Origin of the sequence: Marinithermofilum abyssi (genome assembly GCF_014641195.1) — a bacterium.
Taxonomy (GTDB): Bacteria; Bacillota; Bacilli; order Thermoactinomycetales; family DSM-45169; genus Marinithermofilum; species Marinithermofilum abyssi.
In genome coordinates this window covers 245466-263537 of the sequence record NZ_BMHQ01000006.1, presented here as the reverse complement: position 1 = coordinate 263537, position 18072 = coordinate 245466, and the positions used below count along the sequence as shown (strand labels likewise).

At 51.3% G+C, this 18072-nt stretch carries 18 protein-coding genes and 2 pseudogenes; 10 read left to right on the top strand and 10 right to left on the bottom strand.

The features are described 5' to 3' along the window. The 4 genes and pseudogenes from IEW70_RS18525 to IEW70_RS10310 form a co-directional block, all read right to left on the bottom strand. Positions 1-148: pseudogene (locus IEW70_RS18525) on the bottom strand (ISNCY-like element ISAcar1 family transposase); the annotation flags it as partial. A 374-nt stretch (positions 149-522) separates the two neighbouring features. Next, positions 523-723 (bottom strand): YmaF family protein, encoded by a 201-nt coding sequence (locus IEW70_RS10320; protein ID WP_229751921.1) that lies wholly within the window; start codon positions 721-723, stop codon positions 523-525. Positions 724-1968: 1245 nt separating this feature from the next. Continuing rightward, positions 1969-2286 (bottom strand): hypothetical protein, encoded by a 318-nt coding sequence (locus tag IEW70_RS10315; RefSeq protein ID WP_188647838.1) that lies wholly within the window; start codon positions 2284-2286, stop codon positions 1969-1971. Positions 2287-2352: 66 nt separating this feature from the next. Beyond that, a complete protein-coding gene (locus IEW70_RS10310) occupies positions 2353-2922 on the bottom strand; it encodes a type IV secretory system conjugative DNA transfer family protein (RefSeq protein ID WP_188647837.1) in 570 nt (189 codons plus the stop codon). A gap of 252 nt (positions 2923-3174) precedes the next feature. On the opposite strand from IEW70_RS10310, the gene IEW70_RS10305 reads away from it, so the two are divergent. The 4 genes and pseudogenes from IEW70_RS10305 (at position 3175) to IEW70_RS10290 (ending at position 6877) form a co-directional block, all read left to right on the top strand. After that, positions 3175-3654 (top strand): hypothetical protein, encoded by a 480-nt coding sequence (locus IEW70_RS10305; RefSeq protein WP_188647836.1) that lies wholly within the window; start codon positions 3175-3177, stop codon positions 3652-3654. An 882-nt stretch (positions 3655-4536) separates the two neighbouring features. Continuing rightward, complete coding sequence (locus IEW70_RS10300; RefSeq protein WP_188647835.1) at positions 4537-4803, top strand: FeoA family protein; 267 nt, start codon at positions 4537-4539, stop codon at positions 4801-4803. Further along, complete coding sequence (locus IEW70_RS10295; protein ID WP_188647834.1) at positions 4796-5506, top strand: FeoB small GTPase domain-containing protein; 711 nt, start codon at positions 4796-4798, stop codon at positions 5504-5506. The genes IEW70_RS10300 and IEW70_RS10295 overlap by 8 nt, the downstream gene beginning before the upstream one ends. Further along, positions 5490-6877, top strand: a pseudogene (locus IEW70_RS10290) (nucleoside recognition domain-containing protein). The gene IEW70_RS10295 and the pseudogene IEW70_RS10290 overlap by 17 nt, the downstream one beginning before the upstream one ends. 699 nt (positions 6878-7576) lie before the next feature. Here IEW70_RS10290 and IEW70_RS10285 read toward each other — a convergent pair. The 5 genes from IEW70_RS10285 to IEW70_RS10265 form a co-directional block, all read right to left on the bottom strand. Continuing rightward, entirely contained in the window at positions 7577-8323 is a 747-nt protein-coding gene (locus IEW70_RS10285; RefSeq protein ID WP_188647832.1) for a YebC/PmpR family DNA-binding transcriptional regulator, read from the bottom strand. Positions 8324-8351: 28 nt separating this feature from the next. After that, positions 8352-9203, bottom strand: coding sequence for an NAD+ synthase (locus IEW70_RS10280; RefSeq protein WP_229751920.1), 852 nt, complete (start codon positions 9201-9203; stop codon positions 8352-8354). Next, entirely contained in the window at positions 9200-10054 is an 855-nt protein-coding gene (locus tag IEW70_RS10275) for a nitrilase-related carbon-nitrogen hydrolase (RefSeq protein WP_188647831.1), read from the bottom strand. The genes IEW70_RS10280 and IEW70_RS10275 overlap by 4 nt, the downstream gene beginning before the upstream one ends. A gap of 73 nt (positions 10055-10127) precedes the next feature. Further along, positions 10128-11078 (bottom strand): phosphotransferase, encoded by a 951-nt coding sequence (locus IEW70_RS10270; RefSeq protein ID WP_188647830.1) that lies wholly within the window; start codon positions 11076-11078, stop codon positions 10128-10130. A 26-nt stretch (positions 11079-11104) separates the two neighbouring features. Further along, complete coding sequence (locus IEW70_RS10265; protein WP_188647829.1) at positions 11105-11824, bottom strand: LysM peptidoglycan-binding domain-containing protein; 720 nt, start codon at positions 11822-11824, stop codon at positions 11105-11107. Positions 11825-12004: 180 nt separating this feature from the next. Here IEW70_RS10265 and IEW70_RS10260 point away from each other — a divergent pair, with 180 nt between their 5' ends. The 6 genes from IEW70_RS10260 to IEW70_RS10240 all read left to right on the top strand — a co-directional run bounded on the left by IEW70_RS10260 (position 12005) and on the right by IEW70_RS10240 (position 16737). Continuing rightward, entirely contained in the window at positions 12005-12808 is an 804-nt protein-coding gene (locus IEW70_RS10260; RefSeq protein WP_188647828.1) for a GDSL-type esterase/lipase family protein, read from the top strand. Beyond that, positions 12805-13746, top strand: a complete 942-nt coding sequence (locus tag IEW70_RS10255) for an ABC transporter ATP-binding protein (protein WP_188647827.1) — start codon at positions 12805-12807, stop codon at positions 13744-13746. The genes IEW70_RS10260 and IEW70_RS10255 overlap by 4 nt, the downstream gene beginning before the upstream one ends. Beyond that, positions 13739-14731 carry an ABC transporter permease gene (locus IEW70_RS10250; protein WP_188647826.1) on the top strand — a complete coding sequence of 331 codons (993 nt, stop codon included), beginning with the start codon at positions 13739-13741 and terminating at the stop codon, positions 14729-14731. Before IEW70_RS10255 ends, IEW70_RS10250 begins: the two co-directional genes overlap by 8 nt. Positions 14732-14898: 167 nt before the next feature. Beyond that, positions 14899-15471 carry a histidine phosphatase family protein gene (locus IEW70_RS10245; RefSeq protein ID WP_188647825.1) on the top strand — a complete coding sequence of 191 codons (573 nt, stop codon included), beginning with the start codon at positions 14899-14901 and terminating at the stop codon, positions 15469-15471. Positions 15472-15667: 196 nt separating this feature from the next. Then, positions 15668-15790, top strand: coding sequence for a hypothetical protein (locus IEW70_RS18155; protein WP_268234858.1), 123 nt, complete (start codon positions 15668-15670; stop codon positions 15788-15790). A 128-nt stretch (positions 15791-15918) separates the two neighbouring features. After that, complete coding sequence (locus IEW70_RS10240) at positions 15919-16737, top strand: SPL family radical SAM protein (RefSeq protein WP_188647824.1); 819 nt, start codon at positions 15919-15921, stop codon at positions 16735-16737. A gap of 38 nt (positions 16738-16775) precedes the next feature. On the opposite strand, the gene hmpA is transcribed toward IEW70_RS10240, so the two are convergent. After that, positions 16776-18047 (bottom strand): NO-inducible flavohemoprotein, encoded by a 1272-nt coding sequence (gene hmpA, locus IEW70_RS10235; RefSeq protein WP_188647823.1) that lies wholly within the window; start codon positions 18045-18047, stop codon positions 16776-16778. Positions 18048-18072: the final 25 nt, after the last annotated feature.

The following is an 18072-nucleotide window of genomic DNA, read 5'->3' as shown; positions in this document are numbered from 1 at the left end:
CATGAAACAGCAATTCGTATGAAGATTTTTCGATGGTAGCTACTCGACGAGACAGTGTGCTATGATCCGGCACCTCAGAGAGCCCGATCCAAGTCCGGGCATGGGAATCGTAACGCAGACGCCATTCCAACTCCCGCAAGCTCTTGATTCGGTAAAATACTTAGTAGATCATGCATTTGACAATTTGAGCATCAGAAAATTTGGGCGGACGACCACGTCTGGGCTGGTGAACATGAAGCATCATGGAATCAATTTGTTGAAACAATTGCAGCAGTGGATGTTGGTGTTTATGTAAGTTATGTGCTAAACTCAAATCAATCCGCCTCGTGGTTTGATGTTTGGGTGAGAGCTTACATCGTACCACGGAATGGCGGATTTTTCTTATCGATTTTAGAAATTATTTATGCAACAGGCTCACTTTAATTAAACTGTGAAAATTAGCCGCATGACTAGTTTTGAGGGTAGGGTCGGGGGATTCAGATAACGATTTGGGTAGGTTTTACAGAACCGTTATATCAGGGGTTATTTTGCTTCTCCCTTATAGAAATGGGTATGGAGGATCTTGCCGTTTATCGTTGTTTCTCCTTCGATGATGTGGTAGTGACCTCCATCCGGCAACGGAATGGGTGGTCCAGTAACACCAGAAAAATGGTGAACATGACCATCGTCAAATGTAGTGGTCCTCCGATATTCGTGAACATGATCTGGTACGAAAGCAAACACAGTTGGTGTAATTACGCACTACATGATTTTTTTAAAAAAAATTATCCCCATATTAAGGGGATGGGAAGCAATCCGTAGATGGGTTTCAGTAGTTATTTTATTTTAGCTACCCTACAAGGTGCTAGTTAGTTGTACCCTATAGTGCGATACGCACTTTAGATGCTTCGTTAAGGAACTAAAGGGTTCCCGTGGAGCGAAAACTGTGAAAGCCATTCTGAGGGCCGTTGACAGTTCCAAATGAACCTTTGAGATTCATGAAGGGCTTGTTTTAGGAAAAAACATGGTACCTTTGATTTATCGTACGTAATGGGGCCGAATTCGAAAAATGTTAACCATGTTAGGTGCCTAAAAGTTAGTAATTGAGTAACAAAACAAATACCCATTGGATACATTAATGTTCGACTTCTACCCCAAAGGAGGACTAAAATGTCAAGCAAAACCTCAGACTGCGGGTGTGGACGTAAGTGTGGCCGTAAGTGTAGATGTAAGAAACCTCCTGCCGGAGTCTATCCTCCGTATCCACGCATCCCTGTAACATATCCGCAATATTCCGGAACTTATCCACAATATCCCGGAATGATGCCTCTACATCGTTACATGTGGCAATAAATGCCCTTCCTTAGGCTATTGGGGCATAAGAATAAAATAACCGCAGCTCCGCTTAACTGTGTCGCCGTACGGTCACCCCGCCCAAGCGTCGGTTTACTTACACCTCCTTGTATGACTTACCCTGTTTCCCAGCCCGTGTAAATAGCACGGGCTGTTTTGGAACAAGGAACCAAAACCATGCAGGTGCATATTGTGGGTGTATGCCGGGAAATTCATATCCCCTTCGCATTTCCCTAAACGTAAAATTCCCTGTGGCTTACAAGGGTTTTAGGCGGTTTTTTTCGTCATTTCACAAACCATCTTCCCTGTTACGTTTCCAATTCATTTTTTATGCAAAAATACCGTGATCCCTTGCCGTGACTGGGATTGCAGCGTTTTTAGAGGGGAAAGGTCCAGTCCCAAGTGTTGTCTTGTCGAGTGCATAAAAAACGTACTCCAAGGGCGGCGATGTGGCCATATCTATTGTTTAGTAGACCCAGTTGTTCGTTTAATTCAATTAAACGATCTTTGTCGATACATTTCTGCTCCAGTTGTTTATGTACTTCTTCTTTGATGTCTTTAAATGTTTTGAAATCCTCTTTGAATCGAGGGTGCTTTTCTAGGAATATTACGTTTTCCAGTTGATAATCAGCTTGATTATCGCTCGAAAAGGTATGGGGCGATCCGCTTTTGGTGATCTTCGTGCGGCGCTTTTTTATTGCCAACTAACTTTACCGAATATGCATTCTGTAAAGTCAACAGCCGAAGAAGGCTGTTTTTTTCTTTACAGAATACGCTTGTTTCCCGTTGAATTTCACGCAAGACTTTACCGAAATCATCCCAAGAATCACTTACCGGCTTGACTATCTGATAACGCATGACCTTGGTGTGCTCCCACAGGCTTTCTAAGTAGGCTTGGATTTCCTGTTCGGCTTCCTCGGCCGTTTTACAATCGCGAGCCGATAGCTCCTCCAAAGCCTCGGCATATGCTTTTTCTTTCGCTCGATCCCGCTTCGGTTTGTCGTCGCCGTAATAGGTGGGCTACCCTTGGTGATCTAGGATGTAGGGTGGTTCTGTCCGGACAAAGAAGCGGACCGGATCCCCATCCTCATCGTCCGTGTATACACTACAATGAAGGTCCGATAGTTTCCGGATATCCTCTGCCTTAAATCCGGTGATGGCTTCCACTTCTTGTGCTGTTTCTTTACCAGATCGGAAGGCGATAATATTGCCGGAAATCTCCGTGATGGCCGCTTTCAGTTCCTTTTTCAGCTGATCCATAAACTGCGTCATCAGGATCAATACCAGACCCCTGGCACGATCTTTAGGAATGATCTGTTGATGCATGACAGGTAATTGCACCTCATGGGCCTCGTCCACGATCAGATAGTGGTTGGACTGTTGGTTGGTCCGTTTGGAGCAGGCTTGATGATACAGGTTCGTGATATATCCCATCACCAAGCGGATTTCGTGCTGGCTCAATCCTTCCAGGTCATACAGGGCACTCTCTCCGTTTTGCATGATCTGTAAGGGATCTACGCTGGTTTTCTTTTGGCCAAAGATCCGACGCGTAATGGGGTTGTCTTTTAACTCCCCTAACCGGTTCGACACTGGTTCTACTTCTTTGCCGCCGAATTTTTCTTCCAGCTCTTAGGGCAAAAGAGTTCTTCAGCTCATGTCAAGAACCTTTGTCAGCAGCCTCGAAATCCGAGAGATCTACGAGGTACCTCGGATCTCATCAGCCGGATCTTTCTTGACGTTCCCTTTCCCTTCACCAAGATTGCCGGTCATGAATAGAAACTGGTTCTGGAAGCATGATGAAAGAGGACAAAACTTTCTTAACGGAAAGGCGGTTATGTGCCGATGAACCACTCACGAATCTCTCTTTTCTCCTTGTGCCTGTGTACGTTACTGGTCTTCCTCGGGTGCGGCCGGGACACAGACGGAGCGGAGCAAGCAGCCATCCGATTCTACAAATCCGTCTGGGTGAACGGAGACATGAACGAAGCTTCCGGTATGTTGCAAAACAAAAGCGATTTGAAAGAAATCGCCTGGCGCATTTCCGATACCCGACGGGAAGCAAGGAACTCCAATCCAGATATCTTGATCGTGGAGTCTCCCACGGAACGCGTGATTGGCCGATATAAGACCTTCCTGATCCACCGGCCGGCAGATAAACGGGATTTCAAAGTACGTGTCCGCAAAGAAAACGGGAGTTGGCGGGTGGTTAAGTTTGAACAAAATTATATAGACCATCAGGGAGGTTACATCAGCGGCGATGCCTATCAGCGGTTAAAGGCGGAGTTTCCCGGACTGAAGTGGAAACGGGTGGAGAATCCCTAATAAAAAAGCGGTGTTCTTCTCATAACACCGCTTACCCAAACAAAAGGGCAATCAGGCTGATCCACCCCATACAAACAGCGGACAGCCGCTGTCCCTTCTGCCAGTCCAGATATGCCGCCAACAGAAAGAGGCATCCGATCAGCGTCATCATGGGAATCACCTCCATTACATATTTCGGATGTTTCCCATGTTTTGTGTCCTTATTTCCATAAAAAACAATCCAGACGATGGGTCATCGAATACAACCTTTTATCCTTCCAGACAATTTTCATGAGCTGTTGCAATTCATGAGTAAGCCGTTCATCCGTTTACTCCTCTTGCCCTACAGGACTCCAGATTGATGACAAACCTTTATGTTAGCTTCGACTCTTTTGCCCATTGCTCCCTTTCCTCCGACGCAAAAGTTATACTGTCCGCTCCAAGAGATTCTACGAGACGCGGCACAATGCGGAGGGCACTCAAAAAGTACAAGCACCCACAGGGCACACGTCACGCCTTGGTGCAAGCTCCCAGGTCGTGCTATGCGCCGCTTTTTGTCTCGTCTCCTCTCTTGTCGCTGAGTTCGTCGTCAAAAGTCGCTGCTCAGGCAAAAGAGTTCTTCAGCTCATTTCGAGAAATTTTGTCAGCAGCCTCAGGACTCCATGCCTAATCCTACAGCAATTTCACACCATATAGAGGTATACAAGCCGTACCATTACCACTTTTTCGCAAGGACCCTCAAGATATATTGACATAATCCTGAAATCGAGCATAAAATGATATTAGCTTATTTTTGCACTAGGGCAAAAAACATTCTCTTAAGCAAAATAAATTGCCCTATGAAAAATACATGTGAATGGGCAAAGCTTTTTGATCGGATTTGTCAATATGGAGGGAGTACAGATGGGAGAATCTACTGCCATCCCCTTGGCAGAAGCGAAACCGGGACAATTTTTTCGCATTCATCGACTTTCGTTAGACGGAACGATGCGCCGCCGATTACTGGACTTGGGGTTTATCCCCGGAGCAGAAGTAAAGGTATTGCAAAAAAGTCCATTGGGTGATCCAATGGCTTTCCTGGTAGCCAATACCACCATTGCTTTGCGAAAAGAAGAGAGTGCTCAAATTTACGGAGAAATCATCGGAGAGAGAGGGGATCATCATGGCTGATTACCGCATCGCTTTGGCCGGAAACCCCAATACAGGAAAAAGCACCTTGTTCAACGCGTTGACGGGACTTCGCCAACACACCGGCAACTGGCCCGGCAAAACTGTCATCCATGCCGAGGGAGAATACGACTTTGACGGCGATACGTATACAGTGATCGACCTTCCCGGCACCTACTCCCTTTACTCCAACTCGGCAGATGAAGAGGTGGCCCGGGATTATATCATCTTTGAAAAACCGGATGTGACCGTGGTCGTGTTGGATGCCACCGCCCTGGAACGGAATATGAACCTGGCACTTCAGGTGTTGGAGATGACGGGAAAGGTTATCCTCTGCCTCAACCTGATGGATGAAGCCGAACGAAAAGGCATTCGGGTGGATGTGGACGCCCTGGCTGCCAAACTGGGGGTACCGGTCGTGCCTACAACGGCACGCGACGGCGTAGGGTTAAAGGACTTGCAAAAAACGATTCAGCGAATGGTACGGGGTGAAATCATCACTCGTCCGCTGCAAGTCCGGTACAACGAAGAAATCGAAAAGAATGTGGCCGCTATGGAGCCCTCCATCCGTTCCATATATGGAGAGAAATTGCCAGCCCGCTGGGTAGCTCTTCGCCTTCTGGATGGTGATGACAGTCTGTTGAAAGCTTTAAAAGAACGGTGGTTGGAGAGAAAGGAGGTGCCCGTTCATGGGCGCGGGGCATGAAACCTTTGACACTCTGGCCTCTCAAGCTCGTTCCCTCGGCGGCGGAAACATCCGGGACGAGATGGTGGGAGCCATCTATCGGACGACGCAATCCATCTGTCGTGATGTAGTCCAATACCAGGACAAAGACAAATTGATGCGCTCCGAAAAACTGGACCGCATCCTAACCTCCAAGTTGTGGGGTTTTCCATTATGCTGGCCATGCTGGGTACCGTCTTCTATATCACCATCGCCGGTGCCAACGTCCCCTCTTCGATGCTGGCTGAGTTTTTCTCCTGGCTGGAAGGATACATCACCATGGCTTTCCAGGCGGTACACGCCCCCGGTTGGCTTCACGGCGCTCTTGTGCTCGGGATGTATCGCGGACTTACCTGGGTGGTCAGCGTGATGCTGCCTCCGATGGCAATCTTCTTCCCCGTGTTCGCCTTATTGGAAAACTTCGGCTATCTGCCGCGGGTCGCTTTTAACATGGATCGCTTGTTTAAACGGGCGGGCGCCCACGGGAAACAATCCCTGACCATGGCCATGGGGTTCGGTTGCAATGCTGCTGCAATCATGTCCACCCGGATCATCGAGTCGCCCCGGGAACGGATGATGGCCATTCTGACCAACAACTTTGTTCCTTGTAACGGCCGCTGGCCGACGCTGATTCTGATGGCTTCCCTGTTTATGGCGGCGGGCTACACCGGCGGCATGCAAACCCTGGTAACGGCAGCCGGCGTGATCGGGGTGGTGCTGTTCGGGATCGTGGTCACCTTGACGGTATCTTGGGTATTGTCCAAAACGGCACTCAAGGGAGTTCCTACCCATTACACCCTGGAGCTGCCCCCTTACCGAAAGCCGAAAGTATGGAACACGATCCTGCGGGCATCTCTTGACAAATCGCTCTTCACTTTAAAGCGGGCGATGATCATCGCCGCCCCCGCCGGGCTTGTCACCTGGATCCTGGCTAATATCCAGATGGGCCACCTGAGCGTTTTGGAACACGTTGTCGCCTTCCTGGACCCCTTTGCCCGGGCGCTGGGATTGGACGGCTTCATCCTGATGGCCTTTATCCTGGGACTTCCGGCGAACGAAATCGTGCTTCCGATCCTGATCATGGGATACCTGTCCACGGGTGCCATGACGGAAGTGGAGGATTTACACTCCCTGAAGCAGATTTTTATTGACCATGGTTGGACGTGGCTTACCGCTTTGAACACCATGCTATTCTCGCTGTTACACTTTCCTTGCGGTACCACACTGCTTAACATTTATAAAGAAACAAAAAGCCGCAAATGGACCTTCCTGGCCTTTGCCATTCCCACCAGTCTCGCCATTGGCGTCACCTTTATCGTGGCTCAGGCGGCACGGGCACTAGGCTGGGTGTGAAGGCCTATCAGAAGCAAGAATTGGGGGTTGTGAACTCCTGCCTGATATCTGTAGACACTTGGTCAAAAAAGAATTGGATCTGCTAATATCCGGCTAACGAGAATTAGAGAGATGTATCGGTTAAAAGGGGAGGCGGGTAAAAAAATTTACCCGCCTCCTTCTGTTGGAAGCAAAGGTGATCATCAAACGGAGGTTTTTATGATGTAGACCTCAGCACTTTAGCCTAGTGATCCGCATGTTCCTATGCGCATCTTAAACAAAAAGTAACCCAATCGTTTACGAAAGGCCCTTTGTGACTTGCTCCACACGGCTAAAGCACCCCAAGGGCACTTCCTACGGGCGCCGTGGGCTTCTCGGATCATTGGGTGCGACAACCCGCTACCCTCTCCCGAAGGCTCCGTCCGAGCCTAAGAAATGCTGAGCCTCCATCGGCTACTCAACAGCATTTTACGGCAGGACGGATTCCTCCTGCCCCCCTATGATTCGGTTCTCAAGGTACGAGTAGTTTAACCAGTCTTCGCTCATATCTTAAAGATACCAAAAACTTGTCGTACTAACGAAAGGGTTTACACCCTCCCTTGTTCGACGCTCGCTTTCATATCAACCCCAAAGGGCTGGGTTTTCCCGCTCGCTATTTATAAATACAAAAACCACCGGACCTTGCAAGAGCCCGGTGTTTGCTTATTTTCCTAGCATTTTTTACTGTTTCACTTCCGCTTCGTCAAAGTCGAAGTTAGAATGGACATTTTGCACGTCGTCGTGATCCTCCAGCGCATCAATCAGTTCCATCATCTTGCCGACTTGGTCACCGGTCAGTTTAACCGTATTCTGGGGAACCATGGTGACTTCAGCGGTGGAGAATTTCAAGCCTTCCTCTTCCAGCGCATTTTTTACCTCTTCAAAGGTTTCCGGGGTGGTGATGATTTCATAGGCGTCTTCCGTTGCCTCGAAGTCCTCCGCCCCCGCTTCCAGGGCTAGCATCATGATGTCATCTTCTTCCAGAATGGTGTTGTCCCGATCGATCCGGAGCAATCCTTTGCGGTCAAACATCCAGGCGACACAGCCGCTCTCCCCCATGTTGCCGCCCCGTTTGGAAAAGATATGCCGCATATCGGCGGCGGTCCGGTTCCGGTTGTCTGTCAAGGCATCCACCATCACAGCGACGCCGCCGGGGCCGTACCCTTCATAGGTGACCGCTTCATACGCCTGACCGCCGGTTTCCCCGGTCCCTTTTTTGATGGCCCGTTCGATGTTGTCATTGGGCATATTTTGGGAGCGGGCTTTGGTAATAGCCAGACGCAGCCGTTGATTGTGTTCCGGATCACCGCCGCCTTCCCGTGCCGCCACCGTGATTTCCCGGGAAAGTTTGGCAAAGATTTTTCCCCGCAAAGCGTCTTGCCGACCTTTGCGATGTTGGATGTTTTTCCATTTGGAATGGCCTGCCATGTTCTTTCACCTCACGATCCTTCTATCATTACAGTCCCCAATCCCGCAAATACCTAAAGTCAATCCCGACCGTACGGCTGCTCGTTTTCAGAATCACCGGCGTCCGGCGTTTGTATTGATTGATTTGAATCCGCCGGGCAACGCCATCGACAAACTCGGGATCAAAACCTTGTGCGATGCATTTGTCCCGGTCATACCGCTGATCTACCAAGAAGTATAGCAGCCGGTCCACATCGAAATAGGTGAAGCCCAACTCCTTTTCATCCGTCTGATCTTCCCACAGATCGGCGCTCGGGGGTTTGGCAATAATGGACTCGGGCACCTTCATATAAGCAGCCAACTGCCGTACCTGGGTTTTGTACAAATCACCCAGGGGATTGACTGCCGAGCCCAAATCACCGAACTGGGTTCCGTATCCCAACAACAGCTCGCTTTTATTGCTGGTCCCGATCACCAAAGCACGCCGTGCAGCAGATAGATCATACAAAATGCTCATCCGTTCCCTGGCCATCTTATTTCCCCGGCGCAAGGGGGAGGCATCCGGAAACCGTTCAAAATAAGCATCTACCTGCGGCGTAATCTCTACCGTCAGGGATTCCACTCCGGTGTCGTCAATCGCCGCTTGTGCATCTTCCAAGCTGGAAGCACTGCTGGTTTTGTAAGGCATCCGCACAGCCAATACCCGATCCTTGCCGAAAGCCTCCACACAAAGATACAGGGCCAATGCAGAGTCCAAGCCGCCGGATAAACCGATCACGACGTGCTCAATACCCGCCTTCTCCACCTCTTCTTTTAGTGCTGTCGTCAACAAACGGACGATGACCTCTTCATCCACCCGCAAATACGGGGCTTTCTCCAGCATTTCGTGCACCGCGGTCATCGGCTGTCACCTCCCCGCCGCTTCTCCCGAATCCGGTTCAATTCCCGCACGGTTAAGTCCAGGTCTTCATCCCGTAAGACAGGATTTTGATATCGGGCCCGGCGCACTTTCTCTAAATCCAGGTCTACTGTCAGAAGCGTTTCCTCAAACAGCGGCGCCTCGTCCTGTACCCACCCGAAGGGATCGATAACCGTGGAGCCGCCGAAGAAAGAAACCCCGTCTTCCGTGCCGACCCGGTTTACATACACCACATACATGCCGTGCAGCACAGCAATGTTGGTCAGGATGTCGTACCAGACCTTCTTGTTGCCGTGATCGGCAGCAGGTACACCTTTGACCGGGGCATTGGAGACGACGATCAGTACCTTTGCCCCATCTTGCGCCATCAGATACGATGTGGAGGGATGCCATACGTCCTCGCAGATCAGTATCCCTGTCCGCCCGAAGCGCGTCTGGAAGCTCCGAATGCTGTTTCCCCGACCAAAATAGCGCCCTTCATCGAACATCCCGTAGGTCGGGAGATACACCTTGCGATGAAGATACTGCACTTCGCCGCCGCTGGCATACAGAGCAGCATTGTAGAATATGTGGTCCTCGCTTTCTTCCACAAAGCCGAAAACGAGATCCATCTCCTCGCTTTCACGCAGCAAGGTTTGTATATGTTCATCCGTTACCGGACGGCCGACATCCAAGGTCAAATCCTGCAATTGATATCCGGTCACGCTCAATTCAGGAAAAACCAAAAGATCCACCTGCTCCGAAGTGGCACGGCGGATCAACTCTTGGTGCAGCCGCAGGTTTTCATCCACCCGTCCCAATTTGGGACGGATCTGGGCCAAACCAACCTTCATATCCAGCGCCTCCCCTACACCTACAAAAAAGGCTCATGAGATCAACTCCCATGATACCACATGAGCAATCCAACTACCAAGCTGTCCGCCTGATCTCGCCCAGGAAAGCTTGCCACTTGGGAATTGCCCGAACGATTCTCCCCAGGTAGGGAAGGGACTTTTTCGCGTGATACCCCTTCTTCTGCTGAATCACCCCCAGGGACTCCCGATAGAACTCATTGGGAATCGCCAATAATTCCGTTAAAATGTGTCTCTCGACGGAAGATAAAGGCCGAATCGACTCGTAAGTCCGAATGGCCTCCCGCCCCAACTGCAAATCCCATTCCTGCTCGGACAGCATCCGTGTGAGAAACTGCCATACATCACCCACTTGGCAATCGTAGTCGGCCGTCTCAAAGTCGATCAGCCAAGGCCGGTTATGTGAATCCACTATCACATTGTGGCTGGCCAAATCACGGTGGGCAAGAAACCGCCGTCCCCGATGCCAATGCACCAGTTCCCTAAAAGGAAGCAGGGCCAACCGTTGTCGCGCCTCCTGCCCCTGTCGGTAAAAATAAGCCCCGTGGTCACGGACCAGCGCGGCCGTTTCCCCGGGAATACGGGCAGACATTTTTAATAGGGAAGCAAATGAGGTGAGGCGCTGATCGACGCGTTCAACCAAAGTATACGAAGGCATGGAAAGCGAAGGAGTGAACAGGCCCTGTCCTGCCCGGTGAAAGGAAGCGAGGAGCCGTGCCGTGGACAGCGCATCCCGGGGCGAGCGGTAGCTGACGGTCCGTCCTTGGAGAAAGGAACTGAACATCCACATGTGTCCATCGAACCGAACCGTCGGCATCGCTTTGAATCCCCGTTGTCGCAGCTCCCGTTCCGTACATAACCACCACTCCACATGCCGAAGGTGGCGAACCGTTTTACATATCCAGTCACCGGCATCCGTAATCACCCGCCAATGCCGTTGAAAAGGAACCACCCGCCGGATGGCCGAACCCAGTACTTTTTCCCAACGGGACAGCTCGCCATTCACTCCTTCCACCTCCAAAAAACGAAGAATCAGGCTTCTCCTGAACTGCTTTCCCATTCTTCCCAACGGACCGGCCCCATGGGCGGTAAACTGAGAGAATCGGATCCAGCATCTCCTTCCTGAAAATATCCGGAATAAGAACCCGGCATGCCTGGATAATCCATATCCGGATAATACCCCGACATGTCCGGATACCCGCCATCGGACATCTGGGGCATTCCGGGGTAACCGACTCCCGGCATATATTCCGGCATCTGGGGCATGCCCGGATACCCGCCGCCGGGCATCTGGGGCATTCCGGGGTAACCGACTCCCGGCATATATCCCGGCATCTGGGGCATGCCCGGATACCCGCCGCCAGGCATCTGGGGCATTCCGGGATAACCGTCGCCGGGCATCTGCATCCCTGGTCCGTATGTGGGGGGCTTCGGCATGGGCGGCATCATGGGAGATGGATACGGCTTCGCCGGTGGTTCTTCTTTCCCAGGCCTGTGCGGCATTTTCGGCAGCTTCGGCATTTTGGGCAATGGCGGCATAGGCGGCATCATCGGCATCTCTTTCTTCGGCCTTTCACCACTGGTGCTGGTAACCGGAACGCGGCCAGCAGGAATTTTCACTTTAGCACCCGCCTCCAGTTGATCCGGATTTTCAATGTCGGGGTTGGCGTCGATCAGCTTTTGCAGGGGCATCTGGTAATGTTGCGCGATTTTCCATAATGAATCCCCTTCTTGCACAATATGAATCTTCACCAAGCAGTCCCTCCTTGTCAAAAGCATGCATTCTATATATATGCGCCTATGGGCGGATTGCCCCTGTCCGGGAAGGAAAAGATGAGAAGAAAAAGAGAAAAGTTGACGGAGATGCCCTCCCCCGGTATCGTTACCTATAGCAGGACTTGTCACCAAACCTCACATTTGAAGGAGCCAGCCATGCGAATCAAAGGACGCCCTCTATGGACCATCGTAAGTCTTACCGCTGTCACCTCTGCTCTGATATGGATGTTCGGTTTTGGTTGGGCTGTCTCTGAAATTACCAGCAGCCATCGCAACTCCCTTCAACCATCCAAAACTAGCCAAGAGCAAAAGGTATCGGAGCAAAAAAATCTGTTCCTTACCATGGGAGATTCCCTTACCCGGGGAACCGGCGATACCACGGGCCTGGGCTACGCAGGACGGGTACGTCAACGGTTGCAGAAACCATCCTCAAAGCTGCGTTTCATCAATTTGGGAGTCAATGGACAAACCTCTCATGACCTACGACGACAATTGCAGAAACCCCGCGTGCAGGAATTCATCCATCAAGCCGGTTGGGTCGTGATTACCATCGGCGGCAATGATCTGTTTCGAGAAAGCGGGCGTTTGGAGTCGATGGATGTAGCCAAAATCCGCGCCGCCCAGCAACAATATGAAAAAAATCTGGATGCTATCTTCGAAATGATTCGGGAACAGAATCCCGATATTCCCATTTTTATCTTTGGCTTGTATAACCCTTTTGGGGATCTGAAAGACAGCCGCATCACTTTCCGTTTCGTCCGCGAGTGGAATGACTCCTTGCAAGAAGCGGCGGCCCGCCACGACCGGGTCGTGGTGATCCCCACCTATGATCTGTTCCAGCTGCAACCCGGAAAATACTTATTCAACGACCACTTCCACCCAAACGGCGACGGTTATCAGCTGATGGCGGAACGACTGTTGCAAGTAATGGGGAATGTTGACAAGGATGTGAGCCGATGAGTACCAAAACCCCACACACAACCAACACCGTGCTATCCGTCCACAACCTGTCCAAACGAATCGGAAAGCGGGAGATTGTCAAAAACATCACCTTTGATGTGCAAAAAGGGGAGATATTCGGCTTTCTCGGCCCCAACGGCGCCGGGAAAACGACCACCATCCGCATGCTGGTCGGCCTGATTCGCCCCACCGCCGGAAGGGTGATGATCGGCGGATACCCTCTGCATCAGCGCTTTTTGGACGCCATCCGTCACGTGGGCTGTATCGTGGAAAACCCGGAGCTCTATCCTTACCTGACCGGACGGGAAAACCTGGAGCATTTCGCCCGAATGCAACCGGACATCCCGCCCGAACGCATCCTGGAAGTTACCCAATTGGTGGAGCTGGAAGAACGCATCGACGACCCGGTGAAAACCTATTCCCTCGGCATGCGCCAGCGCCTTGGCATCGCACAGGCACTGCTGGGCAACCCCCAGCTGCTCATCCTGGACGAACCTACCAACGGCTTGGATCCTGCAGGCATCCGGGATATGCGCCGCTTTATCCGCCGCTTGTCGGAAGAGCAGGGCATCAGCGTCTTTATCTCCAGCCACATCCTGCACGAAGTGCAACTGATATGTGATCGGGTGGCCATTATCCATGAGGGGGAAATCATCCGGACAGGACCGGTCCATCAACTGTTGGAGGGAGACGCACCGGTACAATGGCGGCTGGAACCGGCCGACCGCGGCTTTGAGAAGATCCGTTCCCTACCCTATGTCACTGCTGCGGAGATGCTGCCAAACGGAGCCGTCCGAACCCACATTCCCGAAGACCGCATCGCTGATGCCAACCGGCACCTGATCGAAGCAGGTATCCGAGTAGAAGGCATTCAACGAAAACAAGCCACCCTGGAAGATGTATTTTTACAAATGACAGGAGGAAGCGACGATGATTGATTGGGTGCCCCTCGTCTACAATGAACTCCTGAAAATGGCCAAAAAGAAACGTCTCCTCGTCGTGCTCTTGATTGTCGCCGTCCTGATTCCCGTCTTCACCTACGCCCAATACCGTACCGTGCAAAATACGATGGAACAGTTGGGAACATCGGATTGGCGGGCAGTCGTCCAGCAGCAAATCATCGACAACCAAAACCGCCTGTCATCGAGCCGAATCCCTAAAGAATGGAAGGAATTTATCCAGATCAACATCCAGCAGCTGCAGTACTATTTGGACCATGATATCAACCCCAACGCCCCCGGTGCTCCGACGTTTGTCCGGAGGTTTGTGGAGCAGGCGATTGCTCTTTTCCTCCCGCTCTTGGTCGTAGTCGTCGCTTCCGATATCGTTTCTTCCGAACACTCCGGAGGCACCATCAAACTGCTTTTGACCCGACCGGTGCGACGATGGAAAATTCTCTGGAGCAAGTACCTGGCGCTGATTCTAGTGGTCTCCTTGATCGTCACCGCAACCGCCCTCCTCTCCTACCTGATCTCCGGATTGATCTTCGGTTACAAAGGGTGGGATATGCCTGTCATCACCGGCTTTCAAGAAAAAAACGGAGAGCTGATCACCACCAACGTACACTTGATCCCCCAGTGGCAATATATTTTGATGGCATACGGCCTGGCCTGGTTTACTTGTGTGGCCGTAGCCACCTTGTCCTTTATGGTGTCGGTCCTTGTCCGAAGCACTGCCGCCAGCATGGGCATCATGATGGCCGCCCTGATCTCCGGCAGCCTCCTCGTCCAGCTGGCACCTTCGTGGACCACATTGAAGTATCTGGCCTTCACCAACCTGCAGCTGACCGATTATCTCTCCGGCACCCCCACCATGATCGAAGGAATGAGCTTGCCCTTTTCCCTGGCCGTGCTCGGTGTGTGGTCGCTCATCGCCTTGGCGATAGCCTTTATCGTGTTCCAGCGCCGGGATGTCATGGGATAAAGCAATACGCCAAAAAGCCCGCTTCTGATCCAGCGGGCTTTTGTAATGGGCATCTCCACGACAAACAGAAGGAATCTTCAAGGATGCGCTGAATGTATGACAAAGGAAACCCAAACGAATGGAGCAAACAAAATGAAACTCTACCTAACCCGCCATGGAGAAACGGAGTGGAACCAGCTGAAAAAATGCAGGGTCGGATGGACTCTCCCCTCACTTCCAAGGGCATTCAGCAGGCAAAAGCGCTGTCCGAACGGTTGCAAGACGTCCCGATCCAACGGATCTATTCCAGCCCCAGCCGCCGAGCAGTCCATACGGCTGAAATCATCCGAGGAAAGCGACCCATTTCCATTCATAAACACGAGGATTTATATGAGATGCACTTGGGTCACTGGGAAGGACAAACCCTTTCACAGCTGGAAAAAACAGACCCGGACTCTTACAAGCGTTTTTGGAGTGACCCGGCTCAATATCGTCCTGCCGAGGGCGAAACCTATCAGGAGATTCAACAACGAGTATTGCGGTTTCTCTCTTACCTCAAATGCAACCATCCCGACGACAATATCCTCATCGTTACCCATGCCGTTGTCTTGAAAGTCCTGCTGGCTCATTTGGAGCAGAGGGAATGGAAGCGGCTGTGGGACAAGCCCTTTATTCCTGGAGGCAGTTTGACGATCGTGGAAGTTCAGGGAGAACAAGCGACCATCCAGTTGTATGCAGATTCACTCCCACCTCATAACTGAGAGGCCGGTTATCCCTTCTTCCTTTTCCGGTACCCTCCTTGGACCGATGAAGAATATACATAAGATAGCCCATATAAAACAATGCTCCATTTCCTCCCCTCTACCCAAAATTTGTAGATACCTTGAATGGAAGATTTAGCTGTCATACTTCATCTGGACAAGCATAGATTGATGAAAAACGGGAGGATGATGCAGTATGAAAATCACCTTCATCTACGGATACCGAATCGACAAGTTACGGAAACAGTGGCTTGCCTTGTGGCAATCCTTGCAGGTGAAAGAAAAAGAGAGGAAACCGCATCATACGGACAAACATTGATGCCATGCAGAAACGCCCGCCAATATCCCTTTCGGCAGGGCGTTTTTGTCATTACGGACCCCAAGACCTCGATGGAACTTATCTATAAGCCCCGCAAAATGTTATCCTGTTGAAAGGGAGGTTGAGCCATGCAGACCAAGATCTCCTACAAAGAACCCAGACGAATCCTACATCCCACCTCTGGTTTTCTAAAAGGGTATACCCATTCATTAAACCCCTATGTCGGGTGTGCTTTCGCCTGCTCCTATTGTTACGTACGGCAAATGCCCATCGCCTTGTTTCACGGCCAAGAATGGGGTACTTGGGTAGAGGTAAAACAAGGAGCAGAAATGAGATTGCGCAAGGAAATACAAAAAGCCAAGCAGAAAGGCCCTGTTACCATATTCATGTCATCCAGTACGGACCCATACCAGCCTGTCGAGCATCAGGCTCAAATCACCCGTTCCCTACTTGAAGTCTTGGTAGAGAATCGGCCGGATTTTTTGTTTGTTCAAACCCGGAGTCCGCTGGTAACGAGAGATATCGATCTGTTTTCAAAGATCAAGGACCGCATCCGCATCAGTATCACCATTGAAACAGACCTTGAATCCGTTCGGAAGATCTTTACTCCTGCGGCTCCACCCCTTGCTTCCCGATTGAGGGCCTTACAAAAAACAGCAGACCATGGTCTGCCTGTTCAGGCTGCTCTGGCTCCAGTGCTTCCTTTCAGCGAGCGATTTCCAGAGATATTGGCAAACATCGTCAACCGGGTTTGCCTCGATGATTATTTCATGGGAGACGGAAGCGGCGGAAAACGGACGGAGCGATTAAATATCAAAAAACGTTATGAGGAAAATGGGATGGAGGAGTGGTATGGTCCCGGTATCCATCAGAAGGCGTTGGAGCTGCTCAGAAAAGAATTTTCCGATCATCAAATCCTAATCAGCCAGGAAGGATTTTTGCCGTGAAGCTTCGATATCTTCCCCATCTTCCCCGGGCAATCATTTCAACATGGCAAATCGGCTTCCTTTGAGAAGGGCGTAATGATCTCGTTGGCAGGGGAATCCGCCACGTGGACCTCTCCCGGTCCAAAACGCTCACAAAACACGCAATCTCCGACTCTTGCAGCCACCGTTCGGGCGACCTGTTCCACAAACGATTGCGGGCCGCATACGTAGAGGTCCACAGGACAGGAAGGCAGGGTGCGCAGTAACCAACGCCCATCGAGATAACCTTCATAATCGAAGGAACCGTTTCGTACATCTTCTGCCGTGGGCCGGGAATACCAGATGATGTTTTGGACCTGATCGTGCCGTTGAACGATTTGGCGTACCTCTTCCTTCATTCCGTGCTCCTGTCCGTTTCTGGCGGCATGGATATACCATACTTTCCGCTCTGGCTGTTCCCGAACCACCGTTTTCAGCATGGACAGCAACGGCGTTTGTCCTACCCCTCCACTAACCAGAACGAGGGGGCGTTCACTTTGCATGTCGAGCACAAAGTCCCCTGCCGGAGCAGACAACATCAGCATATCTCCCGGGTGCACCTGTTCATGCAAATAGTTGGAACCCTTTCCTGCTGGTTTGTCGCCCACCTTTTCCTCCTTTTTTACACTGATGCGAAAATAAGCCGTCCCGGGTGCGTCAGACAAACTGTATTGGCGGATCAGAGCATAGCGCTCCCCTGGAATCTGCAACCGAACACTCACATATTGCCCCGGCAGGAACAACGGAACCGCCCCGCCGTCCGCCGGCCGGAGATAGATGGAGAGGATCGACCGGCTTTCCTTCACCTTGCGCACAACCGTAAAGGGGCGAAATCCATCCCATCCTCCCGGTTGAACGGCTGCTTGACGGTACAACTCGCTTTCCATCCGAATCAGTTCCTGAGCCAACCATTGGTACGCTGTTTCCCAGGCTTGGTAGACCTCTTCCGGGATGGATTCACCCAAAGTCTCCCGCATCGCGCCTAGTAGGATCCGACCTACGATCGGATACTGCTCCTTTTTCACGCCGACACTACGGTGTTTGTGAGCGATTCGCCGCAACAAGGGAAAAAGCCGCTCCGGCTGGGCCGCATACCGGGCCGCAGCCAAAAGGGTATCTGCCAGCGCCTTGGGCTGCCCCCCTGAATGTTGATGAGCGTGGTTAAATACGTGCAGCAATTCGGGATGCTCCGAAAACAGCAAGGGATAAAACCGGCGGGTGATCGCTTCCCCTTTCTCCTCCATTGCCGGGACTGTCTTCTGAAGCAATTGCAGAACCCGTTCGCTCAACATGTGACCTTCACCCTTTCGTGAAATG